At 65.1% G+C, this 24,163-nt stretch carries 17 protein-coding genes, 1 tRNA gene and 2 pseudogenes; 9 read left to right on the top strand and 11 right to left on the bottom strand.

Features of this window, described 5'->3' with window-relative positions; genetic code table 11:
• Positions 1–277 precede the first annotated feature (277 nt).
• The 7 genes and pseudogenes from H5J25_RS12170 (at position 278) to trxA (ending at position 11,587) form a co-directional block, all read left to right on the top strand.
• Complete coding sequence (locus tag H5J25_RS12170) at positions 278–2,629, top strand: PAS domain-containing sensor histidine kinase (RefSeq protein WP_202091365.1); 2,352 nt, start codon at positions 278–280, stop codon at positions 2,627–2,629.
• Positions 2,626–3,081: a tRNA (adenosine(37)-N6)-threonylcarbamoyltransferase complex ATPase subunit type 1 TsaE gene (tsaE, locus tag H5J25_RS12165; RefSeq protein ID WP_202091359.1), complete on the top strand. Its 456-nt coding sequence runs from the start codon at positions 2,626–2,628 to the stop codon at positions 3,079–3,081. The genes H5J25_RS12170 and tsaE overlap by 4 nt, the downstream gene beginning before the upstream one ends.
• Positions 3,066–4,046, top strand: a complete 981-nt coding sequence (locus H5J25_RS12160) for an aminoglycoside phosphotransferase family protein (RefSeq protein WP_225883090.1) — start codon at positions 3,066–3,068, stop codon at positions 4,044–4,046. Before tsaE ends, H5J25_RS12160 begins: the two co-directional genes overlap by 16 nt.
• Entirely contained in the window at positions 4,043–4,795 is a 753-nt protein-coding gene (locus H5J25_RS12155) for a nucleotidyltransferase family protein (RefSeq protein WP_202091352.1), read from the top strand. The genes H5J25_RS12160 and H5J25_RS12155 overlap by 4 nt, the downstream gene beginning before the upstream one ends.
• A gap of 6 nt (positions 4,796–4,801) precedes the next feature.
• Positions 4,802–7,791 (top strand): annotated as a pseudogene (gene addB / locus H5J25_RS12150) (double-strand break repair protein AddB).
• The gene (addA, locus tag H5J25_RS12145; RefSeq protein WP_202096343.1) at positions 7,775–11,215 is read left to right on the top strand and encodes a double-strand break repair helicase AddA; all 3,441 of its coding nucleotides are present in this window, start codon (positions 7,775–7,777) and stop codon (positions 11,213–11,215) included. Before addB ends, addA begins: the two are co-directional and overlap by 17 nt.
• Before the next feature lie 48 nt (positions 11,216–11,263).
• The gene (gene trxA, locus H5J25_RS12140; protein WP_202091350.1) at positions 11,264–11,587 is read left to right on the top strand and encodes a thioredoxin TrxA; all 324 of its coding nucleotides are present in this window, start codon (positions 11,264–11,266) and stop codon (positions 11,585–11,587) included.
• 41 nt (positions 11,588–11,628) lie between these two features.
• Here the strand turns inward: trxA and H5J25_RS12135 are convergent, their stop codons facing one another.
• The 4 genes and pseudogenes from H5J25_RS12135 to H5J25_RS12120 form a co-directional block, all read right to left on the bottom strand.
• The gene (locus tag H5J25_RS12135) at positions 11,629–12,612 is read right to left on the bottom strand and encodes an MlaA family lipoprotein (protein WP_225883088.1); all 984 of its coding nucleotides are present in this window, start codon (positions 12,610–12,612) and stop codon (positions 11,629–11,631) included.
• Between the two features lie 134 nt (positions 12,613–12,746).
• Entirely contained in the window at positions 12,747–13,547 is an 801-nt protein-coding gene (locus H5J25_RS12130; protein ID WP_202091348.1) for an inositol monophosphatase family protein, read from the bottom strand.
• Between the two features lie 11 nt (positions 13,548–13,558).
• Positions 13,559–14,778: pseudogene (gene argJ, locus H5J25_RS12125) on the bottom strand (bifunctional glutamate N-acetyltransferase/amino-acid acetyltransferase ArgJ).
• Between the two features lie 79 nt (positions 14,779–14,857).
• Complete coding sequence (locus H5J25_RS12120; protein WP_202091346.1) at positions 14,858–15,985, bottom strand: zinc-binding dehydrogenase; 1,128 nt, start codon at positions 15,983–15,985, stop codon at positions 14,858–14,860.
• 206 nt (positions 15,986–16,191) lie between these two features.
• Here H5J25_RS12120 and H5J25_RS12115 point away from each other — a divergent pair, with 206 nt between their 5' ends.
• Positions 16,192–16,467 carry a hypothetical protein gene (locus H5J25_RS12115; protein ID WP_202091344.1) on the top strand — a complete coding sequence of 92 codons (276 nt, stop codon included), beginning with the start codon at positions 16,192–16,194 and terminating at the stop codon, positions 16,465–16,467.
• 103 nt (positions 16,468–16,570) lie between these two features.
• Complete coding sequence (gene secA / locus H5J25_RS12110) at positions 16,571–19,321, top strand: preprotein translocase subunit SecA (RefSeq protein WP_202091342.1); 2,751 nt, start codon at positions 16,571–16,573, stop codon at positions 19,319–19,321.
• 93 nt (positions 19,322–19,414) lie between these two features.
• Here secA and H5J25_RS12105 read toward each other — a convergent pair whose 3' ends face one another.
• From H5J25_RS12105 to moaA, 7 genes are all read right to left on the bottom strand, one after another.
• On the bottom strand, positions 19,415–20,011 hold the full coding sequence (locus H5J25_RS12105; RefSeq protein ID WP_202091336.1) for a CC0125/CC1285 family lipoprotein: 597 nt from the start codon (positions 20,009–20,011) through the stop codon (positions 19,415–19,417).
• A gap of 192 nt (positions 20,012–20,203) precedes the next feature.
• A complete protein-coding gene (locus H5J25_RS12100; RefSeq protein WP_202091335.1) occupies positions 20,204–20,857 on the bottom strand; it encodes a PAS domain-containing protein in 654 nt (217 codons plus the stop codon).
• A gap of 347 nt (positions 20,858–21,204) precedes the next feature.
• Entirely contained in the window at positions 21,205–21,309 is a 105-nt protein-coding gene (locus tag H5J25_RS12095) for a PEPxxWA-CTERM sorting domain-containing protein (RefSeq protein WP_225883087.1), read from the bottom strand.
• Positions 21,310–21,623: 314 nt separating this feature from the next.
• Entirely contained in the window at positions 21,624–21,863 is a 240-nt protein-coding gene (locus H5J25_RS12090; RefSeq protein WP_202091326.1) for a hypothetical protein, read from the bottom strand.
• Between the two features lie 356 nt (positions 21,864–22,219).
• Positions 22,220–22,294 (bottom strand) — tRNA-Asn (locus H5J25_RS12085).
• A gap of 66 nt (positions 22,295–22,360) precedes the next feature.
• Complete coding sequence (locus tag H5J25_RS12080) at positions 22,361–23,137, bottom strand: NAD kinase (RefSeq protein ID WP_202091324.1); 777 nt, start codon at positions 23,135–23,137, stop codon at positions 22,361–22,363.
• Positions 23,134–24,129 (bottom strand): GTP 3',8-cyclase MoaA, encoded by a 996-nt coding sequence (moaA, locus tag H5J25_RS12075; RefSeq protein WP_202091322.1) that lies wholly within the window; start codon positions 24,127–24,129, stop codon positions 23,134–23,136. Before moaA ends, H5J25_RS12080 begins: the two co-directional genes overlap by 4 nt.
• Positions 24,130–24,163: the final 34 nt, after the last annotated feature.

Here is a 24,163-nt window from a genome sequence, read left to right as displayed (position 1 = left end):
GCGGCCCTTTTCGCTGCCTGTCGCGATGCGGCGAAGCTGTTGCGCACGGCCGCCACGCCATCTGATACTCGGATAATCCAGTAACTATCGCCGATATCTGCGCGCGTGATTGAACCGCTTCGACATTCGCTACGGGCCATAATATCGGCAGTAGGAAGCACGGGGCCGATCAGCCCAACCCGGCAGAGTCTTGCGCTCGTTAGATTTTCGTAATCAAGCCATCGACCCGCCCACAACACCGGTCTATGCGTAATTGTACGTTTCGCCTGAAGGGGACATGGTGATCGAAGGGACGGCGTTGGGGAGCGTGCTGGCAGGAGTGATCCTGGCCGTGCTTGTCGGCGTGGCGATGTGGCTGCTGTACCTCGGCCTGCGCGCACAACGCGGCGCGGCCGCGGCGATTGCGGCGAACGCGCGGCTGGAGGCGCTGATCGCCTCCGCCCCCGCCCTCGCTATGGTCGTTCGGACCGATGGTCGCCTGGAACTTGCCGACCGCCTTGCCGACTGGTTCGGCCTGTCTCCCGCGCCGCGCTATCTTGCGGATCTTGCGGGCGGCACGACGGGGCTGACGGCGGAAGATGCCGCCGGGCTGGCCGAGGATGTAGCGGCCGCGCAGAAAGCGGGGCGGCCCTTCGCACGAGCGGTTCACGCCCAAGGGTCGCAGCGGTCCTTGATGATCCACGGCGCGCGCGCGCCGCGCGATTTGCAGGCGCCGGGTGGGGTCGTGCTGTGGGTGTTCGATGCGACCGGTAGCCAGGCCGAGATTGCCCGGCTGGCTGATGAAGGCGCGGCGGCCCACGCGGCATTCGACGCGTTGACCGGGCTGATCGAGGCAGCGCCCCTGCCGATGTGGTATCGCGGTGCGGACATGCGGCTGGCGATGGTCAACTCCGCCTATGTCGCGGCGGTCGAGGGCGTGGATGCCGAAGATGTCGTTCGGCGTGGGGTCGAACTGATCGAAGGATCGGGTGTCGGCGGGCCGCTGGCCAGCGCCGTGCTCGCGCGTGATACCGATCTGCCGCAGATGCAGGCCATGCCCGCGACGATCCGCGGCGCGCGGCGGATGCTGCGCGTTCACGACGTTCCGTTGCCGGGCGGCGGCGTGGCGGGGTTCGCCGTGGATATCGAAGAACTCGAACAGGCGCGCAGCGGTATCAAGCGGTTCGGCGACGCCCAGCGCGCGATGCTCGACCGGCTGTCGGCTGGCGTGGTCCAGTTCGCCGCCGATCGCACGCTGATCTTCAGTAACCAGCCGTTCCAGCGATTGTTCGCGATGAAGAGCGAATGGCTGTCCGATCGACCGGAATTCGACCGCGTGCTGGAACGCATGCGAGAAGCCAATCGCCTTCCGGAAGTCCGTGATTTTCCGGGCTGGAAAGCGGAGCGTCGCGACTGGTTCTTTGCGACCGGCGGAGCGATCGAGGAAAACTGGCATTTGCCCGGTGGTGTCCACCTGCGCGTCGTCGCCCAGCCGCTGCCGGATGGCGGCTTGCTGCTGATCTTCGAAGATCGCACCGAGCAGGTCCAGTTGGCGAGCGCCCGCGATACCCTGTTGCGGGTCAGGACGGCGACGTTCGACAATCTGTTCGAGGCGCTGGGGGTTTTCGCCGCGGACGGGCGATTGCAGATCTGGAACAACAAGTTCCGTGCCTTGTGGGGTTTCGACGAGGAGTTCCTTGCCACCCATCCGCGTGTGGATGCTTTGTCGGAAGCGGCGGCGACGAGGCTTTCGAACCCGTCGCGCGCGCGTCTTATCGGGGATCTGGTGCGGGCGGCGACGGTGGAACGGCAGCAACGCGGCGGACGCGTGGCATTTGCCGACGGTCGCCATTTCGAATTCGCCGCGGTGCCTCTGCCGGATGGAAACGGCCTGTTCACGATGCTCGATATCTCGGACAGCCGCAGGATCGAACGCGCGCTGCGCGACCGGAACGAGGCGCTTGAAGCGGCGGACCAGGTGAAGACGGCGTTCGTCGCGAACATGAGCTACGAACTGCGCACGCCGCTTACGTCGATCAGCGGTTTCGCGGAAATGCTAAGCGAAGGATATGCGGGAAAACTCAGCAAGGCGGCGGATTCCTATGTCGATGCGATCCTGGAATCGGTCGGGCGGCTCGGCATGCTGGTCGATGAAGTTCTCGACCTGACGCAGAACGAGGGGAAGACCCCGCCGCTCGAGTTTCTCGATGTCGATCTGGAACGCGTCGCGCACATCGCGGCGGACGCGGCACGAACGGCGGCGAAAAAGAAGCAGCAGGACTTTGCGGTTGAAATCCAGCCTTCGACAGGCAGCATCAAGGGTGATGCCGAACGCCTGCGCCAGGTCATCGATCATCTGTTGAAACACGCGGTGACGGGCACGCCGGAGCGCGGGCGCATCCTGCTGCATACCGACGGCACTGCGAAAGCGGCGCGCATCGTCGTGTCGGACGATGGGGGCGGCATGGATGCTGCGGCGGTCGCGCGGGCGTTCGACCGCTTCGCTCCGGGCGCCGGTGCGCCGGGCAGCGATTTCGGGCTCGGCCTGCCGCTCGCCAAGCAATTCGTCGAGGCACATGGCGGTACGATCCAGTTGGTGTCTGAGCCGGGCGAAGGCACGTTGATCACGGTGGAATTGCCGCGGCGATGACGGATTCGGTTCGACGGCTGGACGATGCGGCGGCGACCGAGCGTTTCGGCGCGGCGCTGGCCGGACAGGTGCGTATCGGGGACGTCATTACGCTGGCCGGACCGCTGGGTGCGGGCAAGACCAGCATAGCCCGCGGGCTGCTGTCTGCGCTGGGGCTCGCGGGCGAAGCGCCGAGCCCGACGTTCGCGATCGTCCAGCCTTACGCGCCGCCCGAAACGCGGATGCCGGTGCTGCACGTCGATCTGTATCGCATCGACGATGCTGGCGAACTCGAGGAACTGGGGCTGGAGGAGTCCCTGACCGATTCCGTCCTGTTGATCGAATGGCCGGAACGTGCGGCGGGGCACTGGCCGGAAGCGCTCGCTTTGTCGCTGGAGATACTGCCGGACGGCGCGCGTGGCTTGACAGCGACCGTTCCGCCCGCATGGAAGGCGCGATGGCACCAGATATGACACCCCCGCCCGGCGCGGCCGAATTTCTTGCGCGGAACGGGTGGGCAGGAGCGGACATACTGCCCGTAGCGGGCGATGCTTCGTTCCGGCGATACTTTCGCGCGGTGACGTCGTCGGGCAGCGCGATCCTCATGGATGCGCCACCGCCGCATGAGGATCCCCGTCCGTTCATCAAGGTGGCGGGATGGCTCGTGGAGCGGGGGTTCGGCGCACCGAACGTGCACGGTGTCGATCTGGATCAGGGACTCGTTCTCATCGAGGATTTCGGTGATGTCCGGATGCGTGAGACGATCGATGCGACGCCCGACAGGACGATCGAATTGTATGAGGCGGCGATCGATATCCTGATCGCGTTGCGCCAACATGCCCCCGCGGAAATTCCTCCCTATGACGCTCGTGTCCTGCACCGCGAGGCGAATTTGCTGACGGAATGGTATTGCCCCGCGATCGGGATCGACGCCGACCAGGCGGGGTATGACGCGGCGTGGGACGAAGTGATTTCGATCGCATTGGAAGGGCCGAAGGTCACCGTGCTCCGCGACTTCCACGCGGAGAATCTGATGCTGACCGGGGCAGGCAATGTCCTGGGATTGCTCGATTTCCAGGATGCGCTGGTCGGACATCCGGCTTATGATCTCGTGTCCTTGTTGCAGGACGCCCGGCGCGATGTCGCACCGGAACTCGAAGCTGTCATGCTTGACCGGTACAAACGGCAGACAGGTGAGGGCCGCGAATTCGAGGCGGCTTATCATGTGCTCGGTGCGCAAAGGAATGCGAAGATCGTGGGGATCTTTACCAGGTTGTGGAAGCGGGACGGGAAGCCGCGCTATCCGACGCTGTGTCCGCGCGTTTGGGGCTATCTGGAGCGGGATCTGGCGCATCCCGCGCTTGGCCCGGTGAAGGCGTGGTTCGATGCGAACATCCCACCGGAGAAACGCGGCGATCCTATGGTGATCGGGGCATGAAGACGCTGGCGATCCGGCCGGATCCGGGCGGGCGGGTGCCGGAAACGGCGATGGTGATGGCCGCCGGGCTGGGGAAGCGGATGCGTCCGCTGACGGCGACGCGGCCCAAGCCGCTCGTCGAAGTCTCCGGTAAACCGTTGATCGATTACGTGTTCGATCGGCTGCGCGCGGCCGGGGTCAAGCGTGCGGTGGTCAACGTCCATTACCTTGCCGACGCGATGGAGGCGCATCTGGTCCACCGCGTGAAGGGGATCGAGGTGATCGTCTCCGACGAGCGGGATGCGCTGCTGGAGACTGGCGGCGGTATCGTGAAGGCGCGCGCGGAGATCGGCGATAGTCCATTTCTCGTGGTCAATTCCGACAATCTTTGGCTGGATGGACCGACCGATGCGATCCGCGCGCTGGCGGCGCGGTGGGACGACGAGACGATGGACGCGCTGCTGCTGGTCGTGCCGCTCGCCCGCGCGCATTGCCACGGCGGGCAGGGCGATTTCCGGCTGGATGCGGATGGAAAAATCGTCGGGCGGCGCCTGCCTGGCAAGCCAGCGCCGTTCGTCTATACCGGCGTGCAGATCCTGTCGCCGCGCGTGATCGCCGACTGGCCTGACGGACCATTCTCCACGATGCTGTTTTGGGAACGCGCGATCGCCGCGGGGCGTGCCTATGGGCTGGTGCATCAGGGGCTGTGGTTCGACGTCGGCACGCCCGCCGCCATCCCGCAGGCCGAAGCGATGATGGCGGATGGCTGACCCCCGATGAGCGGGAGGGGCAAGCCCGCGCTGTACACGATCCCCGCCCACCGCGCGTTCGCCGATGCGCTCACGGCCGGGTTGATCCGCCGCGCGGGAGACTCTTCGGACGGAATGCGGCTGGCACGCGGGCTGGTGCTGCTGCCCAACAATCGTGCCAAGCGCGCGGTAACCGATGCGTTCGTCCGGCAAAGTGGCGGGGGGCTGTTGCTGCCCCGGCTCGTCGCGATCGGTGACCCCGAACTGGACGAAGCGGCAGGCGCTGCAATCGACCCGGCCGACGATAGCGATCCGGCACCGCCCGCCGTGCCACCGTTGCAGCGTCGGATGATCCTCGCCCGCCTGGTGTCGGAGGAGCGCGCCAGGGCCGGGCAGCCGGTCGATGCTGCTGAGGCGGTCCGGCTGGCGGGTGAACTCGCGCGGACGCTGGATCAATTGCTGGTCGAGGAGATCGCCCCGTCGCGGTTGCGCGAGCTGGAACTGACCGAGGAACTGTCGAGCCACTGGCAGAAGTCGCTCGCGCTGTTCGGCATCGTGCTGGATCGCTGGCCGGGCGAACTGGCGCGCCTTCAGCGGATCGACCTTGCGACGCGGCGGTCGCTGCTGCTGGACCGGCTGGCCAAAAGGTGGAGGACGACGCCGCCCGGCGGGTTCGTCTGCGCCGCAGGGATTACCGACAGTGCGCCGGCTGTTGCGCGGCTGTTGCGCTGTGTTTCCGAAATGCCCGAGGGAATGGTCGTGCTGGCCGATCTGGCGACCGAGATGCCGGACGAGGAATGGCGCGCACTCGGCCCGCATGAGCCCGATCCGGTGACGGGCCGCCGCAAGCGCAGCATCGAGACGCATCCGCAATTCCATCTGAAGCTGCTGCTCGACCGGATGAGCGTCAACCGGGCGGAATTTTCGCCGTGGCGCGATAGCGGCGGGCACGATGCCACAAGCGCGCGCGGACGGGCGATCGCCAACGCGCTGGCGCCGGCCGATTTCACCGGCAAATGGACGACGCTGGAAGCCGATCAGCGCCGCCTGACGGAATCGCGGCCGCCGAGCTGGCGACCCCGGCGGAGGAAGCGCAGGCGATCGCGTTGGCGCTTCGGCAGGTTTTGGAGGAGGAAGGCCGGACAGCGGCATTGGTCACGCCGGACCGGGCGCTCGCCCGGCGCGTGGCGGCGCACATGCAACGCTGGAACGTGGAGATCGACGATACCGCCGGTCGCCCGCTGTCGATCCTGCCGCCCGGCACATTGCTCACCGCGCTGGCCGAGGCGGCGGTGCAACGCTTCGCTCCACTCGGCCTGCTCGCCTTGCTGAAACATCCGCTGGCGCGGAGCGGCGAGGGGCGGACGGCGTGGCTGGACGGTGCGCGCAGCCTGGACCGTGTGTTGCGCGGGCCACGCCCGGTGGCGGGGCTGGCGGGTATCGACCTGCATCTGGCGGAGATGACGACAGGGCGCGGCGCGAGCGAATCCCGGCGCCGCGCGGAAGCGGCGATTTGGTGGCCGGAAGCGCGAGCTCTGCTTGCCCCGGTCGAAGCCTTGTTCGCGGGCGGAGCGCAACCCCTTCCGGCGATGATCGCGGCCCTTCGCGAGACGGCGCAGGCCTTGTGCGGGGACGATCTGTGGGCCGGCCCGGCGGGGCGCGCCGCGGCGGAACTGCTGGCCGAACTGGAGGTGCAGGCGGCGGACGGCCCGGCTTTGGTCGATCCCGAAAGCCTTGCCCCGTTGCTGAAAACGCTGATGGACGAACAGGCGGTGCGCCCGCCACAGGGCGGTCATCCGCGATTGGCGATCTACGGCCTGATCGAGGCGCGATTGCAGACCGCCGACCTGATGATTCTTGGCGGGTTGAACGAAGGAACGTGGCCGGGCCAACCCGCGCCGGACCCCTGGCTGGCGCCGCGCATTCGCAGCGAACTGGGGCTTCCCGGACTGGAACGGCGCGTCGGCGTCTCGGCGCACGATCTGGCAGGATCGCTTGGCGCACCCGCCGCGCTGATGACGCGCGCGCGGCGTGATGCGAAATCGCCGGCAATCGCGTCGAGATTTTGGCTGCGTTTGCAGGCGCTGGCGGGTGAACGGTTCGACCGCGCGCGCGCGCTGGAGGGGTGGACGCGCGCGCTCGATGAACCGGGCGAATATGCCCCCGTGTCGCAACCCGCGCCTGTCCCGTCTGCCGAACTGCGCCCGCGCCGGATCGCGGTGACCGACGTCGATCGGCTGAAGGCCGACCCCTATGCCTTCTATGCCAAGCGCATCCTGCGGCTGGCTGCGCTGGACCCGGTCGATGCCGATCCGAGCGCGGCGTGGCGCGGGACGGCGGTGCACGACGTGCTGGAAGCCTGGGCGAGCGAGGACGAATGCGATGCCGCTTTGCTGCGGCCGCGCGCGCTGCGCATGCTGGCGGACGAACGGACGCATCCCATGATGCGCGCCTTGTGGCAGCCGCGCCTGATGGAGGCGATCGACTGGATAGCGGTGAAGATCGTCGAGGGGCTGGAGACGGGCCGCACGGTGCTGGCGGTCGAACGCGAAGGCAAGATCGAGATTGCCGGCGTCACGTTGACCGGTAAGTTCGACCGCGTAGACCGGATGCCCGACGGCGGGCTGGCGGTGATCGATTACAAGACGGGGCAGCCACCCTCCGCCGCTGCCCTGCGCGCGGGGTTCAGCCTGCAACTCGGGCTGCTCGGCCTGATCGCGGAGCGTGGGGGATATGACGGTATCTCCGGCACCGCGACCGCGTTCGAATATTGGTCGCTGGGGCGGAAGGGCGACGGGTTCGGCTATGTCACGTCACCGGTCGATCCGGAGGGCAAGCGCGAGAAGATACCGACCGCCGACTTTACCGCCACCGCTGCGCATCATTTCGCCGAGGCGGTGCGCGACTGGCTGACCGGTTCCGCGCCGTTTACTGCGAAACTGCACCCCGAATATGCGCCCTATGCCGAGTACGACCAATTGATGCGCCGCGATGAATGGTATGGCCGTGAGCGGTAATATCACCGGATCGCTGCCGATCCTGAAGGACAATCAGGCGCGGGCGAGCGCGCCCGATGCGCATGTCTGGCTGTCGGCATCGGCGGGGACAGGCAAGACGCAGGTGCTGGCAGCGCGCGTGTTCCGGTTGCTGCTGCGCGGGACGGAGCCGGGCGCGATCCTGTGCCTGACCTTCACCAAGGCGGGGGCGGCCGAGATGGCGGCGCGGATCAGCGGGCGGCTCGCGGCCTGGGTGCGGATGCCCGAGGCAGACCTGAAGAAGGACTTGTTCGCGTTGGGCGAGGATCACCTCGATCCGGACCAGATTGCCTATGCGCGGACGTTGTTCGCCAAGGTGCTGGATGCGCCGGGCGGCGGCATCCGCATCCAGACGATCCACGGCTTCTGCCAGGGATTGCTCGCTGCGTTCCCGATCGAGGCCGGCCTGGTGCCGGGCTTCCGTCCGCTGGAAGGGCGCGAGGAAGCGCTGCTGGCGCGCGAGACGTTGGCCGCGATGCTGACCGACGCGCCGCAATCGGTGGTAGACGGGGTGGGCGCGCTAAGCCTTCGGCTGGGCGAGGGCGAGGCGGAGAATTTCCTGCGGGCGTGCGCGCGTGCCCCCGAGGCGATGCAGGCGCTGCCGTCCGAGATCGCGCCCTATCTGCGGCGGGGGCTGGGCCTGCCCGAGGGCGAGATCGCGCTTGAAATGGAGCGCTGCGTTTCAGACGACGAATTCGACACCGATGCCGTCGCCGCACTGGCCGCCGCCAATCGCGTCTGGGGCACGGGGACCGGCGGCAATCATGCGGACATTGCGGAGTGCTGGGTCGAGGCGGATGCGGCGATGCGCGTCCGGATGCTCGGCGACCTGATCGGCGTGCCGTACACCGCGCAGCGCGTGGCGCGGAAATATTCGCCGAAGCTGATCGCGGCGGAACCGGATTATGCGGAATTGGCCGAAGCGGTGGGCGGCCGGTGCCACGAATTGCTGACGATGGCGGAGCAGGCGGCCTATGCCGATCTGCTGGCGAATGCGCTGGCGATCGGACGCGATTATGCCGCGGCTTATGCTTTGGCAAAGCGGCGCGTCGGGGCGGTCGATTTCGACGATCTGATCCGCGCCACGGTCGATCTGCTGGACCAGCCGGGGATGGGCGAATGGATCCGCTACAAGCTGGACCAGACGACCGAGCATGTGCTGATCGACGAGGCGCAGGATACGAACGTAGCGCAGTGGCGGATCGTGCGTGCGCTGGCGGACGAATTTTTCACCGGGCAGGGGGCGCATTCGTCGGGCACGCGGACCTTGTTCACGGTCGGCGACCGCAAGCAGGCGATCTTCGGATTCCAGGGAACGGACCCGCACAATTTCGAGGCGGCGGAACGCTATTTCAGCCAGCGCGCACGGGAGGCGCTGGGCGATGACGATACGGACGCGCGCGATCGTGGCCTGCCGATGGAGCAATTGTCGCTGACCCAGTCGTTCCGATCGACCCGGCCCGTGCTGGAATTCGTCGATGCGGCGATCGCGGTGGTCGGTCCGGAAGCGATGGGCGCGGCCGAGGTCGAGGCGCATGCGAGCGAAGTGCGCGGCCCGGGCACGGTGACGTTGTGGCCGCGGGTGGTGACCGGTGGCAGCGAGGAGGATGCGGAGGGTTGGATACCCGATGCGACGCGCGCGCTAGCGGCCAATATCGCGCGGGCGGTGAAGGGGTGGCTGTCCGGTCCGAACCCGCTGATGCTGGAAAGCAAGGGCCGGGCGTTGCGACCCGAGGATGTGATGATCCTGGTAAAGCGGCGCGGCGAGCTTGCGTCGCTGATCGTTGCGCGGCTGTATGCGGAGGGTGTTCCGGTCGCGGGGGTGGACCGGTTGCGGCTCAACGCGCCGCTGTCGGTGCAGGACCTGCTGTCGGCGATCCGCTTCGTATTGCAGCCCGGGGACGATCTGTCGCTCGCCAGCCTGTTGGTGTCGCCGCTGATGGGTTGGACGCAGGATGAGCTGATGGCGGCGGCGGCACGTGGATCGGGCAGCCTGTGGCAGCATCTGTCGCGCACGTGCCCGCGCGAACGGCTTGCGCCATTGCTGGCGATGCTGGCGCGCGCGGATATCGCCACGCCGTATCGTTTCCTGGAGGAATTGCTGTCCGGATCGCTGGACGGGCGGCGCAAGTTGCTGCGTCGGCTGGGGCAGGAGGCGCGGGATCCGATCGAGGAACTGCTCAACGCTGCGCTCGACTTTGAAACGCAGACCACGCCGTCGCTGCAACGCTTCCTCGATTGGTTCGATCGCGGCGACGTGGAGATCGTGCGCGATCCGTCCGCTCCGCTGGATGCCGTTCGGGTGATGACCGTGCACGGCGCCAAGGGCTTGCAGGCGCCGTTGGTGATCCTGGCCGATGCGACCGCCGATCCGACGCGGACGCCAGCGCGGGTGCTGAACTGGTCGCCGGACGGCGCGCAAAAGCCGGTACCGATCTTCCGTCCGCGCGGCGGCGAAAAGGGCGGGGTGCTGGCCGAGGTGATGACGGCGGCGGAAACGCGCGAATTGCAGGAGCACTGGCGGCTGTTCTACGTGGCGGCGACGCGGGCGGAGGAACGGCTGGTCGTGGCAGGCGCGCTGGGGCCGATGGCGAAGGGCGTGCCGCCGGAAAACAGCTGGTACGCGGCTTCCGATGCGGCGTTTTCCGCGCTGGGAATTCCACCGGGCGAGGGGGAGCGGGAGTTCGGCGGGCGGGTTCCGCAGAACGCGGTGGCGCTGGCGCGCGGTTCCGGAGATCGAAGCGAGCCCGTGGCGGGCGTGCCGGATTGGGCGCGGCAGCCCGCGCCGGTCGAATCGAAGCCCCCGCGACCGCTGGCGCCGTCGTCGCTGGGCGAGGACGAAGTGGCGGATCCGCCGCCCTCGCCCGCGATGCGTGTCGCGGCGGAACGCGGGCGGCTGATCCATGCCTTGTTCGAACGCTTGCCATCGGTTGCGGCGGACGCGCGGAATAGGGCAGCGGAGCGCTGGCTTGCCGGGCCAGGCGGCGTCGTGGATGCGGGGCATCGCGCGGAGATCGCCGCGACCGTACTGCGCGTGATCGACGGCGCACCTGACCTGTTCGGAGCGGACTCGCTCGCCGAGGCTCCGATCGCGGCGGTGGTGGGCGACGGCGTGGTGGTATCGGGGACGGTCGACCGGTTGCTTGTCACGCCAGACCGCGTTCGATTGGTCGATTTCAAGACGGGGCGGCATGCGCCTGCGTCACTGGCCGACGTACCGGTCTATCATCTGCGGCAGATGGCGGCCTATGTTACCGCGCTGCGCGTGATCTTCCCGGATCGTGCTGTGGAGGCGGCGTTGCTGTATACGGCGGGGCCGATCCTGTTCGATCTGCCGGACGCGGTGATCGATGCGCACAAGCCCGGCTTCGCGGCGACGGAGCAAAGCTTGATCTCGCGCGCTTGAGCGTCACGGGCAGCGTCCCTAGATTATGGGCAACCAAGGAGAACGAGAATGGCGACCAAGCAGATTTCCGATGCCAGCTGGGACAATGACGTGCTCAAGGCCGAGGGGCCGGTGCTGGTCGATTTCTGGGCGGAATGGTGCGGCCCGTGCAAGATGATCGGGCCGAGCCTCGAGGAGATTTCGGAAGAGCTGGGCGAGCAGGTGACGATCGCCAAGCTGAACATCGACGACAATCCCGACGCGCCGGGCCGTTATGGGGTGCGCGGTATCCCGACGATGATCCTGTTCAAGGGCGGCGTGCCCGCAGCGACGAAGGTCGGCGCGGAGCCCAAGGGCCGGATCAAGGCCTGGCTCGAAGGCGAGCTGGCCTGAAACACCAAAGGCCGGGCGGATCGCCCGGCCTTTTTTGTGCGTCAGTCCTTCGGCGCTGGCACCGGATCGACCGGCGGCACTGGCGCCGGGATCGGCGGCGTCGGATATTTGCTCTTCAGGCGGATCGGCCCCTTGGGCGCTTCCGACATGGGACTGGAATTGCTGATATTCCGTCCGCGCAGATGGTCGATCTCGGCTTGGCGGCGCTGGAGGTAGAAGGCCCGGGTGTTCGCGTAGGGATCGGGCACGTTGTCATGCAGCGTGTGCAGGGTCTCGTCGAACTCCGCACGGTGATCGAGCACGCCCAGCACACCGAAGGGCACCGCAAATTCGGGACGGGTGATGCGCCGTCCGAACGTCAGCGGCATGATTGCACGATCGAGCGCCCCGCCGAACAGATCGCGGACGGTCGTCGGTCCCACGATCGGCAGGAACATGAACGGGCCGGACGGGATCCCATAGAATCCGAACGTATTCGCGAACCCGTTGCTGCGCCGGGGCAGCTTGAACGTCTTGCGCTTCGCAAAGTCGAAAATGCCCAGAACACCGATCGTCGAGTTGATCGCGAACCGCGCGAACGTCTCTGCCGCCTTCCCGATCTTGTGCTGCAACACGAAGTTCACGAAAACGACGGGTTCGCGCAAATTATACAGAACGTTGTGAACGCCGCTGCGGAAGGGCGAAGGCACGGTCTTCTTGTACGCCAGCGAGATTGGACCGACCAGAGCGTCGTCCACGGCCTGAGTCGCGTTGAACGCCTGGAGATTGACGGCGCGCATCGGATCGGGAGCGTTGGAGGGATCGCGCCCGGTAACGACGACGGATCCCTGATCATCGGACGGCGACGGGGCCGACGGTAGGGGCGGGGGCGTCGTGGTCTGGCTGATGACGGGTTGTGCGGGTGTTTCCGGTTCGGTTCGGGACACTTGCGACGTCGGCGTGCCATCCTGTGTCTGGATCGAAGGTTGCCCCGACTGGGCGATAGGCGTCACGGCAAGCGCCGTCGCCGTCGTCAGAATAAGCAAACCCAAAGCAGGACCTTCCCCTCGATCTTCGTGCGATACGAAGAACAGCCACTCAAACACAGTCTCGACATATTTTGAACCGAAATCATCCCTCGGTTGGGGGACCGATCTACCCTAGGCCCGGATGGTAAAGATCAGCCGAACAGGATGCGCGCCGCGTCGTCCCACAATCGCGGCGAGGCCGCACCGATCATCCCGCGACGTGTGTCGCCGACACGGTAATCGGTGCCGTCCGGGCGCCGAACCACGCCGCCGGCCTCCGAGACGAACAGCGCGCCCGCCGCATGATCCCAAGGCAGCGTCTTTTCGAACAAAGCGATGTCATTGATGCCGAGAACGAGGCGGGGATATTGCTCCGCCGCGCAGCGCGGAATGGCGACGAGGCTGAATTTTCCATCGGCCCGGCTCTTCAAATCGGCCTGCCGCTCCGCGCCGAGGAAATAGGTCGCGATCGCGGCGGTCGGCAGTACGCCTTCGGACGGGCGGGTGACGACACGGCGGCTGTCGACATATGCGCCGTTGCCGATCGCTGCATGACACAGACGCCCGGATACGGGGTCGAGGATCCAGCCGGCCTGCGTCACGCCGTCCTCGACCAGCGCGATCATGATGCCGAAGGGTGACTTGCCGGCGGCGAAATTGTTGGTGCCGTCGATCGGATCGATGATCCAGACCTGGCCTCGATCGATCCCGTCCAGCAGCGATACGTCGGCGGCGCAGGCTTCCTCGCCGATCACGCGCGCATCGGGATCGAGCATGGACAATCCGGCGGTGAGCGCATCCTCGCTCTCGCGGTCGGCGATCGTGACGAGATCGTCCGGCGCTTTTTCCTCTACGTCGTCGGTTGCGAGGTTGCGGAAGCGCGGCAATACGATGTCTCGGGCGACCTGCCGCATCAAAGAGGTTACGGCGTCGTGATGCGGCGGTTGGGTCATCGGCTGGGTCATCAGCTGCGATAATCCGCGTTGATCGATATGTACCCGTGCGTCAGATCGCAGGTCCAGATCGTCGCGCGGCCTTCGCCGAGACCAAGATCGACCCCGACATCCACGTCGCTGCCTTGCAGATGCGCCGTCACCGGAGCTTCGTCATACCCTTCCACGGCCAGCCCCGCCTTGGCGACCTGCGTTTCACCGAAGCGGATCGACAGTTTGTCACGGTCGGCAGCCTCGCCCGCTTTGCCGACGGCCATGACGATACGGCCCCAATTGGCGTCCTGGCCCGCGATCGCGGTCTTGACCAAGGGGGAGTTGGCGATGCTCATCGCGACACGGTGGGCGCTCTTGTCGCTTTCCGCGCCCGTCACGTCGATCCGGATGAACTTGGTCGCGCCTTCGCCATCGCGGACGACGAGGTGCGCGAGTTGCAGGCACAGATCGGCCAGCGCCGCTGCGAACGCATCCGCGCCGTCATCGTCGGACGAGGCGAGGGGGTGTTGCCCGCCTTGCCGGTCGCGAAGGCCAGCACGGTGTCGCTGGTCGATGTGTCGCTATCGACGGTGATGCAGGAAAACGTGGTCGCATTCGCCGCCGTCAGGCAACCCTGCAGGAAAGCCGGATCGACCGCGGCGTCGGTGAAGACATAGCCGAGCATCGTCGCCATATCGGGCGCGATCATCCCCGACCCCTTGATGATGCCGACGAGGTTGACCGTCCGACCCTGCACGATCGCGCTGGTGGTAGCCGCCTTGGGGAAGGTGTCGGTCGTACCGATCGTGTCTGTGGCGTCCTGCCAACTGCATACTTCCGCGACGTAGGCGGCGTCGAGCCCGGCCTCGGCCTTGTCGATCGGCAACGGAACGCCGATCACGCCGGTCGAGGATACGAACACGTCGGAGGGCTGGCAGCCGAGATGCGAGGCGGTCCGCGCGGCGATCGCCTCGACGGCCGAGCGTCCGCGGCTGCCGGTAAAGGCGTTGGAATTGCCCGCATTGACGACCAGTGCGCGGGCCTTGCCCAATGTCAGCGCCTTGCGGCACCATTCGACTTCGGGTGAGGGGCATTTGCTTTGCGTGGTGACGCCGGCGACCGTGGTGCCCTCGTCCAGCGTCACGAAGGTCAGGTCGCACCGATCCCAGTTCTTGTAACGCGCGCGAGCGACACGCGGCGTGACTCCTGCGATCGCGGGCAGGACGGGAAACGGTTTCGCGAGGGGAGATACGGTCATGCCGCCTTCATAGATTGCATGGGCCGATGCGCAATGTCGAACGCCCGCATCGCTCGGCCGAGCGATGCGGGCATCCTGTCTATGCCTGCGGCGTGATCAGATATTTTTCGCCCGTCGCGCGCTTGTTGTAGGCGGCAATGGTCGCCGGATCGATCGCCTCTTCCAACGTGATGCGGCTGGTATAGGCGCTCGCGAAGGTGGTCTTCAGTTCGGCGCCGACACGGTCGCGCAGCTTCGCCGTTTCTTCCTGTCCGACGCGCTGGAGGAAATAGGTTAGCAGATAGCCGCCGATCCCCCACGACATTCCAAAGCCGCGCGTCAGTTCGGTCGGCGCGGTGTTCAGGCCGCCATAGAGATAGACCTGTTTGTACTGGGTCGATCCATACGGACCGTTCGCCTTCTGCGTCTTGAGCGCGGCGGCTTCCATCGCGGTCAGGATCTGGTTGGCGAGGCGCCCGCCGCCGGTCGCGTCGAACGCCAGGAATGCCTGCGTCTCGGCGATCGCGGCGGTCAGGTCCTTGGCGAAGTCCGGCTGGCTCATGTCGCAGATATATTTGGCGCCGAGCGACTTCAGCAGATCGACCTGTTCCTGGCTGCGGACGATGTTCACGAGGTCGACGCCCTCGGCGAGGCACAGTTTGACGAGCATCTGGCCGAGATTGGAAGCGGCGGCCGTATGGATAAGTGCCTTGTACCCGTCGAGCCGCATCGTCCCGATCATCGACAGTGCGGTGAGCGGATTGACGAACGATGAGGCGCCCTCCTCGGCCGTCGTTCCTTCCGGTACGACCATGCAGGCATTGGCCTTTGCGATGCGATAAGTCGCATACATGCCGCCACCGGCGAGCGCGACGGTCTTGCCGAGCAGCGCCTGCGCCTCGGGCGAGGAACCCGCCTTGACTACCAGGCCGGCGCCTTCGTTGCCGATCGGGATCGACACGCCCTTGCGCGCGGCGACCGCGCGCTGGAGCTTTTCGGGGATCGGCGCGGAGGCGCTGTCGTCGCCGGCCTCGAACGAGTCGCTATCCGCGACCGTCAGCATTACGCCGAGATCGGACGGATTGATCGGTGCGGCATCGACGCGGATCAGCACTTCGGTATCGCCCGGTTCGCCGACCGGCACCGTCCGCATCGACAGTTCGAGACGATTGTCGTCGGTCACGGTGGAGAAAAGCTGCTTGCCCTCTGTGGGGATCGTATCGGTCATGACTGTCCTTCTCCTGCGGCTCGGATGCGTCCGTGCGCCGTCGGTATGAAGACGGGACGAATTTGACCAGTAGCTTTTTGCAACGGATGCGACGATGCGACCGCGGTGCAGGGTGATGTGGCTCAAATCGGACCTGTCGAGTCGAGTGGACGGCGGGGCTTTCAGTCCCTATGTCCCGACGTGATCGATCGAAGGGGCCTTAACGCTTGAACCTGCTGCTGTTCCTGTCTGCCATTCTGAGCGCGCTGACCGGCGTGATCTCGGGCGGGCGTGTGGCGGACGTGCAGGTCGAGCGCAGCTATGGTGGATTGGCCGAGGCCGGGACCGGCGTGGCCATGACCGTGGCACCCGCAGAGGCCATCCGGTCGTGGCTCGCATTGGCAGGCGATTGGACCGTTGCGGCCTCCGTCACAGCGCCGGCCACCGTGGCCGACGCGCTGGTTTCCGCGACCCCGATCTATCTGAACAAGCGGCGCGAATAAGCGCTGCGGCGGTGCGGCTTACGCCCGCCCTTTACCTTTTCACCGTACATCTTGCGCATGGCGATCGTTCGCCCGCGCCATCTCAAATCCACAGGAAATTGCCATGCTCGGCGGCTTTGCCAAAACGCTCTTCGGGTCGTCCAACGACCGGTACGTCAAATCGCTCGGCGGTATCGTCGCCAAGATCAATGCGTTCGAACCCACCATTTCTGCCCTGTCCGACGAGGATCTTGCTGCGCAGACGGTGAAGTTCCGCGCCCGCCTGGCCGAAGGCGAGAAGCTCGACGCCCTGCTGCCCGAAGCGTTCGCGACGGTGCGCGAGGCGGCGAAGCGCGTTCTCGGCCAGCGCCACTACGACGTGCAGATGGTCGGCGGCATCGTGCTTCACCGCGGCGAAATCGCGGAGATGCGGACGGGCGAGGGCAAGACGTTGGTCGCCACGCTGGCCACGTACCTGAACGCGCTGCCGGGCGAGGGCGTGCACGTCATCACCGTCAACGACTATCTCGCCGCGCGCGACGCCGAGTGGATGGGGCAGGTGTACAATTTCCTCGGCCTGACGACCGGTACGATCATTCCCAACCTGACCGATCATCAGCGCCGCGAAGCCTATGCCGCGGACATCACCTACGGCACGAACAACGAGTTCGGGTTCGATTATTTGCGCGACAACATGAAGTATGAGCGCAACCAGATGGTGCAGCGGCCCTTCGCGATGGCGATCGTCGACGAGGTCGATTCGGTGCTGATCGACGAGGCGCGTACGCCGCTGATCATTTCCGGCCCGACCGACGACAAGTCGGACCTGTACCGCTCGGTCGATCTGGTGGTGAAGCAATTGACCGCAGAGGATTACGAGAAGGACGAGAAGCAGAAGACGATCATCCTGACCGAGGACGGGACGGAGAAGGTCGAGCGGATGCTGGAAGCCGCCGGGCTGTTGCAGGGCGACAATCTGTACGATTTCGAGAACACGCAGGTCGTGCATCACCTGAACCAGGCGCTGCGCGCGATCGTGATGTTCAAGGCGGATACCGATTACATCGTCAAGGATGGCAAGGTCATCATCATCGACGAGTTTACCGGGCGCATGATGGACGGTCGGCGCTGGTCGGACGGCCTGCACCAGGCGGTCGAGGCCAAGGAAGGCGTCGATATCGAGCCCGAAAACCAGACGATGGCCTCGATCACGTTCCAGAACTATTTCCGCATGTACCCGAAGCTGGCCGGCATGACCGGCACGGCGGCGACCGAAGCGGCGGAATTCTACGATATCTACAAGATGAACGTGGTGACCATCCCGACCAACGTCGAGGTGAAGCGCGTCGACGAGGAGGACGAGTTCTACAAGGACACGGCCGACAAGTTTGCGGCAATCGCGAAGAAGATCAAATATCACGCCGATCTCGGCCAGCCGGTGCTGGTCGGCACGGTTTCGATCGAGAAGTCCGAACTGCTGAGCGAGTTCCTGGTGAAGGAAGGCGTCGAGCACAAGGTGCTGAACGCGCGCTATCACGAGATGGAGGCGCATATCGTCGCACAGGCCGGGCGCAAGTCGGCAGTGACGATCGCGACCAACATGGCCGGGCGCGGAACGGACATCAAGCTGGGCGGAAACCTGGAATTCCGCATGCTGGACGAGCATCCCGACCTCGTCATGGGAACGCCGGACTATGACGCGGCCGCCAGCCGTATCACTGTCGAGATCGAGGCGGAAAAGAAGGCGGTGCTCGAAGCGGGCGGCCTGTTCGTTCTGGGCACGGAGCGGCACGAAAGCCGCCGCATCGACAATCAGTTGCGTGGGCGTTCGGGTCGTCAGGGCGATCCGGGCCTGAGCCGCTTCTATCTCAGCCTGGACGACGACCTGCTGCGCATCTTCGGGCCGGACACGTTGTTCGCGCGGATGATGCGCAACAATATCGGCGATGGCGAGGCGATCGGCAGCAAGTGGCTGAGCAAGGCGATCGAGACCGCGCAGAAGAAGGTCGAGGCACGCAACTACGACATCCGCAAGCAGGTCGTCGAATATGACGACGTGATGAACGACCAGCGCAAGGTCGTGTACGAACAGCGCAGCGACATCATGGATGCGGCGACGGTCGGCGACGTGGTCGAGGATATGCGCACCGAGACGGTCAATGCGATCGTCGGCGAGGCCTGCCCGCCCAACTCCTATCCCGAACAGTGGGACGTCGCGGGCCTGCGCGAGCGGCTGCTGACGACACTGGCGATCGATCCGCAGATCGAGGCGTGGCTGGAAGAGGAAGCGATCGACCCGGAACTGGTCGAGGAACGCGTTCGTGCCGAGGCCGATGCACATGTTGCCGAAAAAGCCGCGCAGCTGGAGCCGGACGTCTGGGTGCAGGTGGAGAAGTCGATCCTGCTGCAGAACCTGGACCATCACTGGAAGGAGCATCTGGCGACGCTCGACGCGCTCCGCCAGGTCGTCCACTTGCGCGCTTATGCGCAGAAGACGCCGATCAACGAGTATAAGCAGGAAGCGTTCTCGCTGTTCGAGCGCATGCTGGAGAATATCCGCGAGGACGTGACCCGGACGATCGCCTTCGCCGAGTTCCGCGAGCAGAATGCGCCGGCCTTGCCAGACCTGCCGGATTTCATCACGACGCACTTCGATCCGTTCACCGGGGAGGATGACAGCAACGACGTGGATGCCGGCTCGCTCGGGCTGATCCAGACGCGATTGCCGCCGCTGTCGATCCCGCAGCCGCAGGGCAACGATCTCGGCAGCGATCCATCGGAATGGGCGGGCAAGGTAAGCCGCAATGCGGCGTGCCCATGCGGTTCAGGCAACAAGTACAAGCATTGCCACGGCGCGATCGGCGGCGTGGCCTGACGGGGAGGGGGCTACTCTTCTTCCCGGCAGCTCAGTGAAACAAAAAGGGCGGCCCTGATGGGTCGCCCTTTTTTGTCGAATGGGTGTTAAGCGTTACTTTGGAACGACCACGCTCGGCCCGATGCTGTCGATGACGGCGCGCGCATCGAATGCCCGGATATTGTCGCGCGGCTTGGGACCCTTGCCGAGGACGATCTCGGCAGTCGCCTCGAACTTGTCGACCGTCTGAATGTCCACGCCGCGGTCCCAGAAGGGATCGCCGAAATACGGATCCCACGAGCGCCAGCCGAAACCGCGTCCGCGATACCGCCAGCTAGGACCCCAGCCGCCGAAAGCGCCGACGCCTCCATAGCCGAACCCGCCATAGCCCAGACCGGGCGTGCTGTACGTCCGGCTGCGCAGATCGGTCTGCTTGTCGGCAAGGATGAAATTGTCATAGCCGCGCGACAGCGTGAGTTCGGCGGCGCGGAACAGCAGGTACCGTTCGACGGTATCCCGTGATGTGTAGGTGTTACCCGCAAAGCTGACGATATAACGGTTAGGCTCGATCTGGCGATCGCTATAGCCGGTGCGGGAAAAGCCCGAACCGGTTGCCGGGCGATAGCTCGTTTCGGTAGCACAAGCGCCCAAGGCGAGCGTTGCGGTAGCGGCAAGCAAAGCACCGCCGAATTTCAATCTGGACTGCGACATGACTTCCTCCGGTCGATCAGCCCGAGCAGCAGGCTGGTCGATGACTGACATGAGATGGGGAACGAACGATCCGGCACAAGTGTCCCGGGCGGGACGGGCGAATTATCCGACGAACCGCCTGAACGCAGGCTGACCCGATCGAACGTGATCGGATCGTTACCGGCGTCGATCAAAGCTCCGCAGCATAATCCTTTAAACGGGGATATCGGTCAGAAGCAGGCGCTCGACCTTCGTAACGCCAAGCGTCGTCAGTTGAGGCAGTGAATCGGTCCATTTCGATCGCTCGATCAGTCCCTTATTTTCGAGCACCCGAACCCAGCGTTCGGTGGCGGATCCACGCAGGCTGAGAGCATCGCTGATGTTCGCCAGATCGGCTTTTCGCGCCTCCGCCTCTGCGAGATAGATCTGAAGCAGGATGAGCCAGGGGTAATCGTTGAAAAGTTCGTCGGTCAGTTCGGTCCGACGTCGTTCGATCAGCGCGGTCAGACGCTTGGCGGACTTCCACAACTCCTGCGGACCCTCGGTAGCAAAGGGTGAGGCGACGAGCTGGATCGTGCCGACGAGCTTGCTTCCGTCGTCGGCATGCAGGCGGGACACCTGGATGCTGGACCAGACCGCCGATCCGTCGGGGCGGACGTATCGCTTTCGAAGCGATACCGGTCCATCCTGGACCCGCAACGCCGTCACAGCCGCGACATTGCCGTCGAGATCGCCAGGATGCGTAATCGACTGAAAGGTCACGCCGATCAGATCGCGTTCTTCCCGATGCAGGATTTCAGACACCTGCGGATCGACGGCGAGCAGCCGGCCATCCGCTGTGGCGAGTGAATGTCCCATCAGGACCATGACCAGAAATCCATCGATAAGTCTTCTTTGCACCATTGGCACAACTGGAAAGAGGCACCGTATCGATCGATGCCGCAGTACGCCAATGGTCGCGGAGAATGCATCCGTTCGGCGGACCACTTCGTCATGCTGATCCCATCATCGCCGAAGAACAGCCAGCGGAGGCTTGACGGCTTTCGGCCTCGCTGCCGGCGCGGGGGTCGCGCCACGAGCGGCCGGCAACACCGCCCGTTCCGCACCCGTTTGCCGGGCGAAGTCATTGATCACAACATTTGTTATGCATCAATAGGAAAAAGCCGCCGGCCTTTGGACCCGCGGCTTGATGATGCCCGCATAGTTGAATGGATTTAGGCGAACGAAACTGCCGTGTTGGGGCGGCGTGTTCGCATTGCCGCGCCGATCATGTCGAAGCCCGCCAGCAACATGCCCCAGGTCGCCGTTTCCGGGACCACTACGTCCTTCGCGAAATGCAGATTACCACTCTTCGCAACGTTCAGGAGGTCGGGGCGAGCGCATGTCCCGACCGGCAATGTCCGACGGGAAGTAGCAGTCCGCACCTTGCGATCAGAAGTAGTTGACGCCGGGCCCGGTATTCGGCGCTTGAAACGATGCAAGGCCGCTGGCGGAATAGTCGAACGACAATGCCGTTGCGGAAGGTAGCCACACGAGATCGGCGGGCTTTACGGCGCGGGTTGCGATCCCAACACAAGGTCTTGCCAGCATGGCTTATGCTCGATGTAGTGGAAGACCATCAGGCCCGGACAGGTCAATTCCGGCCGGCCCGCGCATATTCTTTCTGGCTGCCAAGAGCTTCTTGAGAAAGCCGCGCCTCCGTTGAGTCCTGCGGCACATTTCGGCAGACCCGCCGCGGAATGGTGCTGCCAACAATCTTTTCAGATTTGCAAACCACCTTGGTCTCCGCCGCCCGGTTTCGCGAAATACCCGCGGGGGGATATGCGGGAGCGGCAGACTGCGCAGCGGCTAAAACGATCATCAGTCCGAACATAACACGACTCCAGAATGCTCTAAGTGCGTAATCTAACGCGTTACGAGGATCTGCGCTACTGAAGCTGAATCTCGAACCCTTTCGATCCAAACGGCCACGGCGGGTTCTAGCGACCTTATCCGCCTCCAAAACGCAGTCGGATGGTGCGTGAGAACCACCACGACCAGTCACGTAACGTCGTGACGTAGGATCCCCGCGCTCGTGACCGGCATCGAATCAACGGTCCGAAGCGGACTACTGATGGGAGACGCGCTCGGCTTGGCGGCCGGAACGAGAATGTGAGAATAGGTGTAAAGAGCGCCTGGCTCGGCGATGGCTTCAACGACCTAACACGCCGCATTTCCGCCAGTGAGAGGTGGCTCCCTGAGTAGGATTCGAACCTACGGCCGCTCGATTAACAGTCGAGAGCTCTACCGCTGAGCTATCAGGGAATGAAGCCGAGGGCGGCTCTATAACCGGCTGAAACGAGGATGCAAGGCTGTTTCGACCGATCTTTATCAAGCAGCGAACTGCTCCATCGTTATGCGGTCGTCCAGCGCGTGTTCCGGATCGAACAGCAATGTCAGTTCGCGCGCCCGGTCGATCGAAATATCGACGCGGGCGACATCGCGGACTTCGCGCTGATCGGCGACCGCGCTGACCGGGCGCTTCGAGGGTTCCAGCACGCGCAGGCTGATCCTCGCCTTGTCCGGCAGGATCGCACCGCGCCACCGTCGCGGACGGAACGGGCTGATCGGCGTCAGCGCGAGCATGGCCGAGCCCAGCGGCAGGATGGGGCCCTGCGCCGAGAAATTGTAGGCCGTCGAGCCGGCAGGGGTAGCAACGAGGATGCCGTCACAGGCCAGTTCGGGCAGGACGACGCGGTCGTTCAGCGTGACTTCCAGCTTCGCCGTCTGGCGCGTCTCGCGCAGGAGGGAGACTTCGTTGATCGCAGGCAGGGTGACGACTTCGCCGTCCATGGTCTCCGCGGTCATCGCAAGCGGGACGACCTTGAACGGCTTCGTCCGCGCAAGCCGGTCGTCAAGGCCGTGACGATGCCATTCGTTCATCAGGAAGCCGACCGTGCCGAGGTTCATCCCGTAGACCGGCACCAGGGGTTTCCGTCGTTCGAGCATTGCATGCAGCGTCTGCAGCATGAAGCCATCGCCGCCCAGGGCCACGATCAGGTCGGCATCCTGCACCGACACCCAGTCATGGACGTCGGCAAGCTCCTTTGCCGCGGCCTGAGCCGGCGGGGTGGGGGATGCGACGAGCGCGCGGCGCTGCTCGCTCATCCGCCGGTCACGCTCATGTGGCGGAATACGGCCGGGGCCGATGCAGCGATATCGAAGTCATGCGCGACCGGTTTCGTGCGCATCGCCGAATCCAGCGCGGCATCGAGGCCGGAAATTCCGTCGGTGCGCAGGATGGTTTTCAGATCGACCTGATCGTCATGCCCCAGGCAGGTGTACAGCACGCCCTCCGTCGTCAGGCGGACGCGATTACAGGTGCTGCAGAAATTGCCCGTCAACGGCGAGATCAGGCCAAGCCGCGTGTCGGTGCCGTCGATCCGCCAGTATCGTGCCGGGCCGCCGCTGTTATGTGTGTCGCGAACCAAGGGGAAGCTCGCGCGCAGATCGTCCATCACCGCGGTCAGGGGCATGAAGCGATCGACGCGATCCTCGTCGATCGCACCTAACGGCATCGTCTCGATCACAGTCAGGTCCAGACCTTCGTCCCGGCACCAGCCGAGCATCGACGCGATCTCGCCGTCATTTTGCCCTTTTAGTGCGACCATGTTGATCTTGACGCGCAAACCCGCATCGCGCGCCGCAAAGATGCCGCCGATCACTCGCGCGACATCGCCATGTCGCGTGATGTAGCGGAACAGGTCGGGGTCGCGCGTATCGAGGCTGACATTGATACGGCGCATTCCGGCGTCGACCAAAGCCCCGGCATGTTCGGCGAGGCGATTGCCGTTGGTCGTCATCGTCAACTCATCCAGGCCGTGCCCGACATGGCGTCCGAGGCGATGGACAAGCTGCTCGACGTCGCGTCGCACCAGCGGTTCGCCACCGGTCAGGCGAATCTTGCGGATACCGCGCGCGATGAACCGCTCGGCGATCAGCGCAATCTCCTCGAGGCTGAGGACAGCGGCTCGTGGAAGGAAGGTCATCTGTTCCGACATGCAGTAACGGCATCGCAGGTCGCATCGGTCGGTGACCGAAATGCGCAGATAGCTGATCGTCCGACCATGACTGTCGACGAGGGAGGGCGCGCATTTCATGGGAAGAGAGCTAAGCCTTTGACAGAGGCGCTAC

Source organism: Sphingomonas aliaeris (genome assembly GCF_016743815.1).
Lineage (GTDB): Bacteria > Pseudomonadota > Alphaproteobacteria > Sphingomonadales > Sphingomonadaceae > Sphingomonas > Sphingomonas aliaeris.
Note: the sequence above shows the minus strand (reverse complement) of the source record. Positions and strands in the feature narration are given on the sequence as shown.

Excerpts from the sequence above, each read along its gene's own strand:
- trxA (WP_202091350.1), top strand. The coding sequence starts at position 11,264 with ATGGCGACCAAGCAGATTTCCGATGCCAGCTGGGACAATGACGTGCTC.
- H5J25_RS12105 (WP_202091336.1), bottom strand. The coding sequence starts at position 20,011 with ATGTCGCAGTCCAGATTGAAATTCGGCGGTGCTTTGCTTGCCGCTACC.
- H5J25_RS12090 (WP_202091326.1), bottom strand. The coding sequence starts at position 21,863 with ATGTTCGGACTGATGATCGTTTTAGCCGCTGCGCAGTCTGCCGCTCCC.
- H5J25_RS12100 (WP_202091335.1), bottom strand. The coding sequence starts at position 20,857 with ATGGTCCTGATGGGACATTCACTCGCCACAGCGGATGGCCGGCTGCTC.
- secA (WP_202091342.1), top strand. The coding sequence starts at position 16,571 with ATGCTCGGCGGCTTTGCCAAAACGCTCTTCGGGTCGTCCAACGACCGG.
- H5J25_RS12155 (WP_202091352.1), top strand. The coding sequence starts at position 4,043 with ATGAAGACGCTGGCGATCCGGCCGGATCCGGGCGGGCGGGTGCCGGAA.
- H5J25_RS12170 (WP_202091365.1), top strand. The coding sequence starts at position 278 with ATGGTGATCGAAGGGACGGCGTTGGGGAGCGTGCTGGCAGGAGTGATC.
- moaA (WP_202091322.1), bottom strand. The coding sequence starts at position 24,129 with ATGAAATGCGCGCCCTCCCTCGTCGACAGTCATGGTCGGACGATCAGC.
- H5J25_RS12120 (WP_202091346.1), bottom strand. The coding sequence starts at position 15,985 with ATGACCGATACGATCCCCACAGAGGGCAAGCAGCTTTTCTCCACCGTG.
- H5J25_RS12130 (WP_202091348.1), bottom strand. The coding sequence starts at position 13,547 with ATGACCCAACCGCCGCATCACGACGCCGTAACCTCTTTGATGCGGCAG.
- H5J25_RS12080 (WP_202091324.1), bottom strand. The coding sequence starts at position 23,137 with ATGAGCGAGCAGCGCCGCGCGCTCGTCGCATCCCCCACCCCGCCGGCT.
- tsaE (WP_202091359.1), top strand. The coding sequence starts at position 2,626 with ATGACGGATTCGGTTCGACGGCTGGACGATGCGGCGGCGACCGAGCGT.
- addA (WP_202096343.1), top strand. The coding sequence starts at position 7,775 with ATGGCCGTGAGCGGTAATATCACCGGATCGCTGCCGATCCTGAAGGAC.
- H5J25_RS12160 (WP_225883090.1), top strand. The coding sequence starts at position 3,066 with ATGGCACCAGATATGACACCCCCGCCCGGCGCGGCCGAATTTCTTGCG.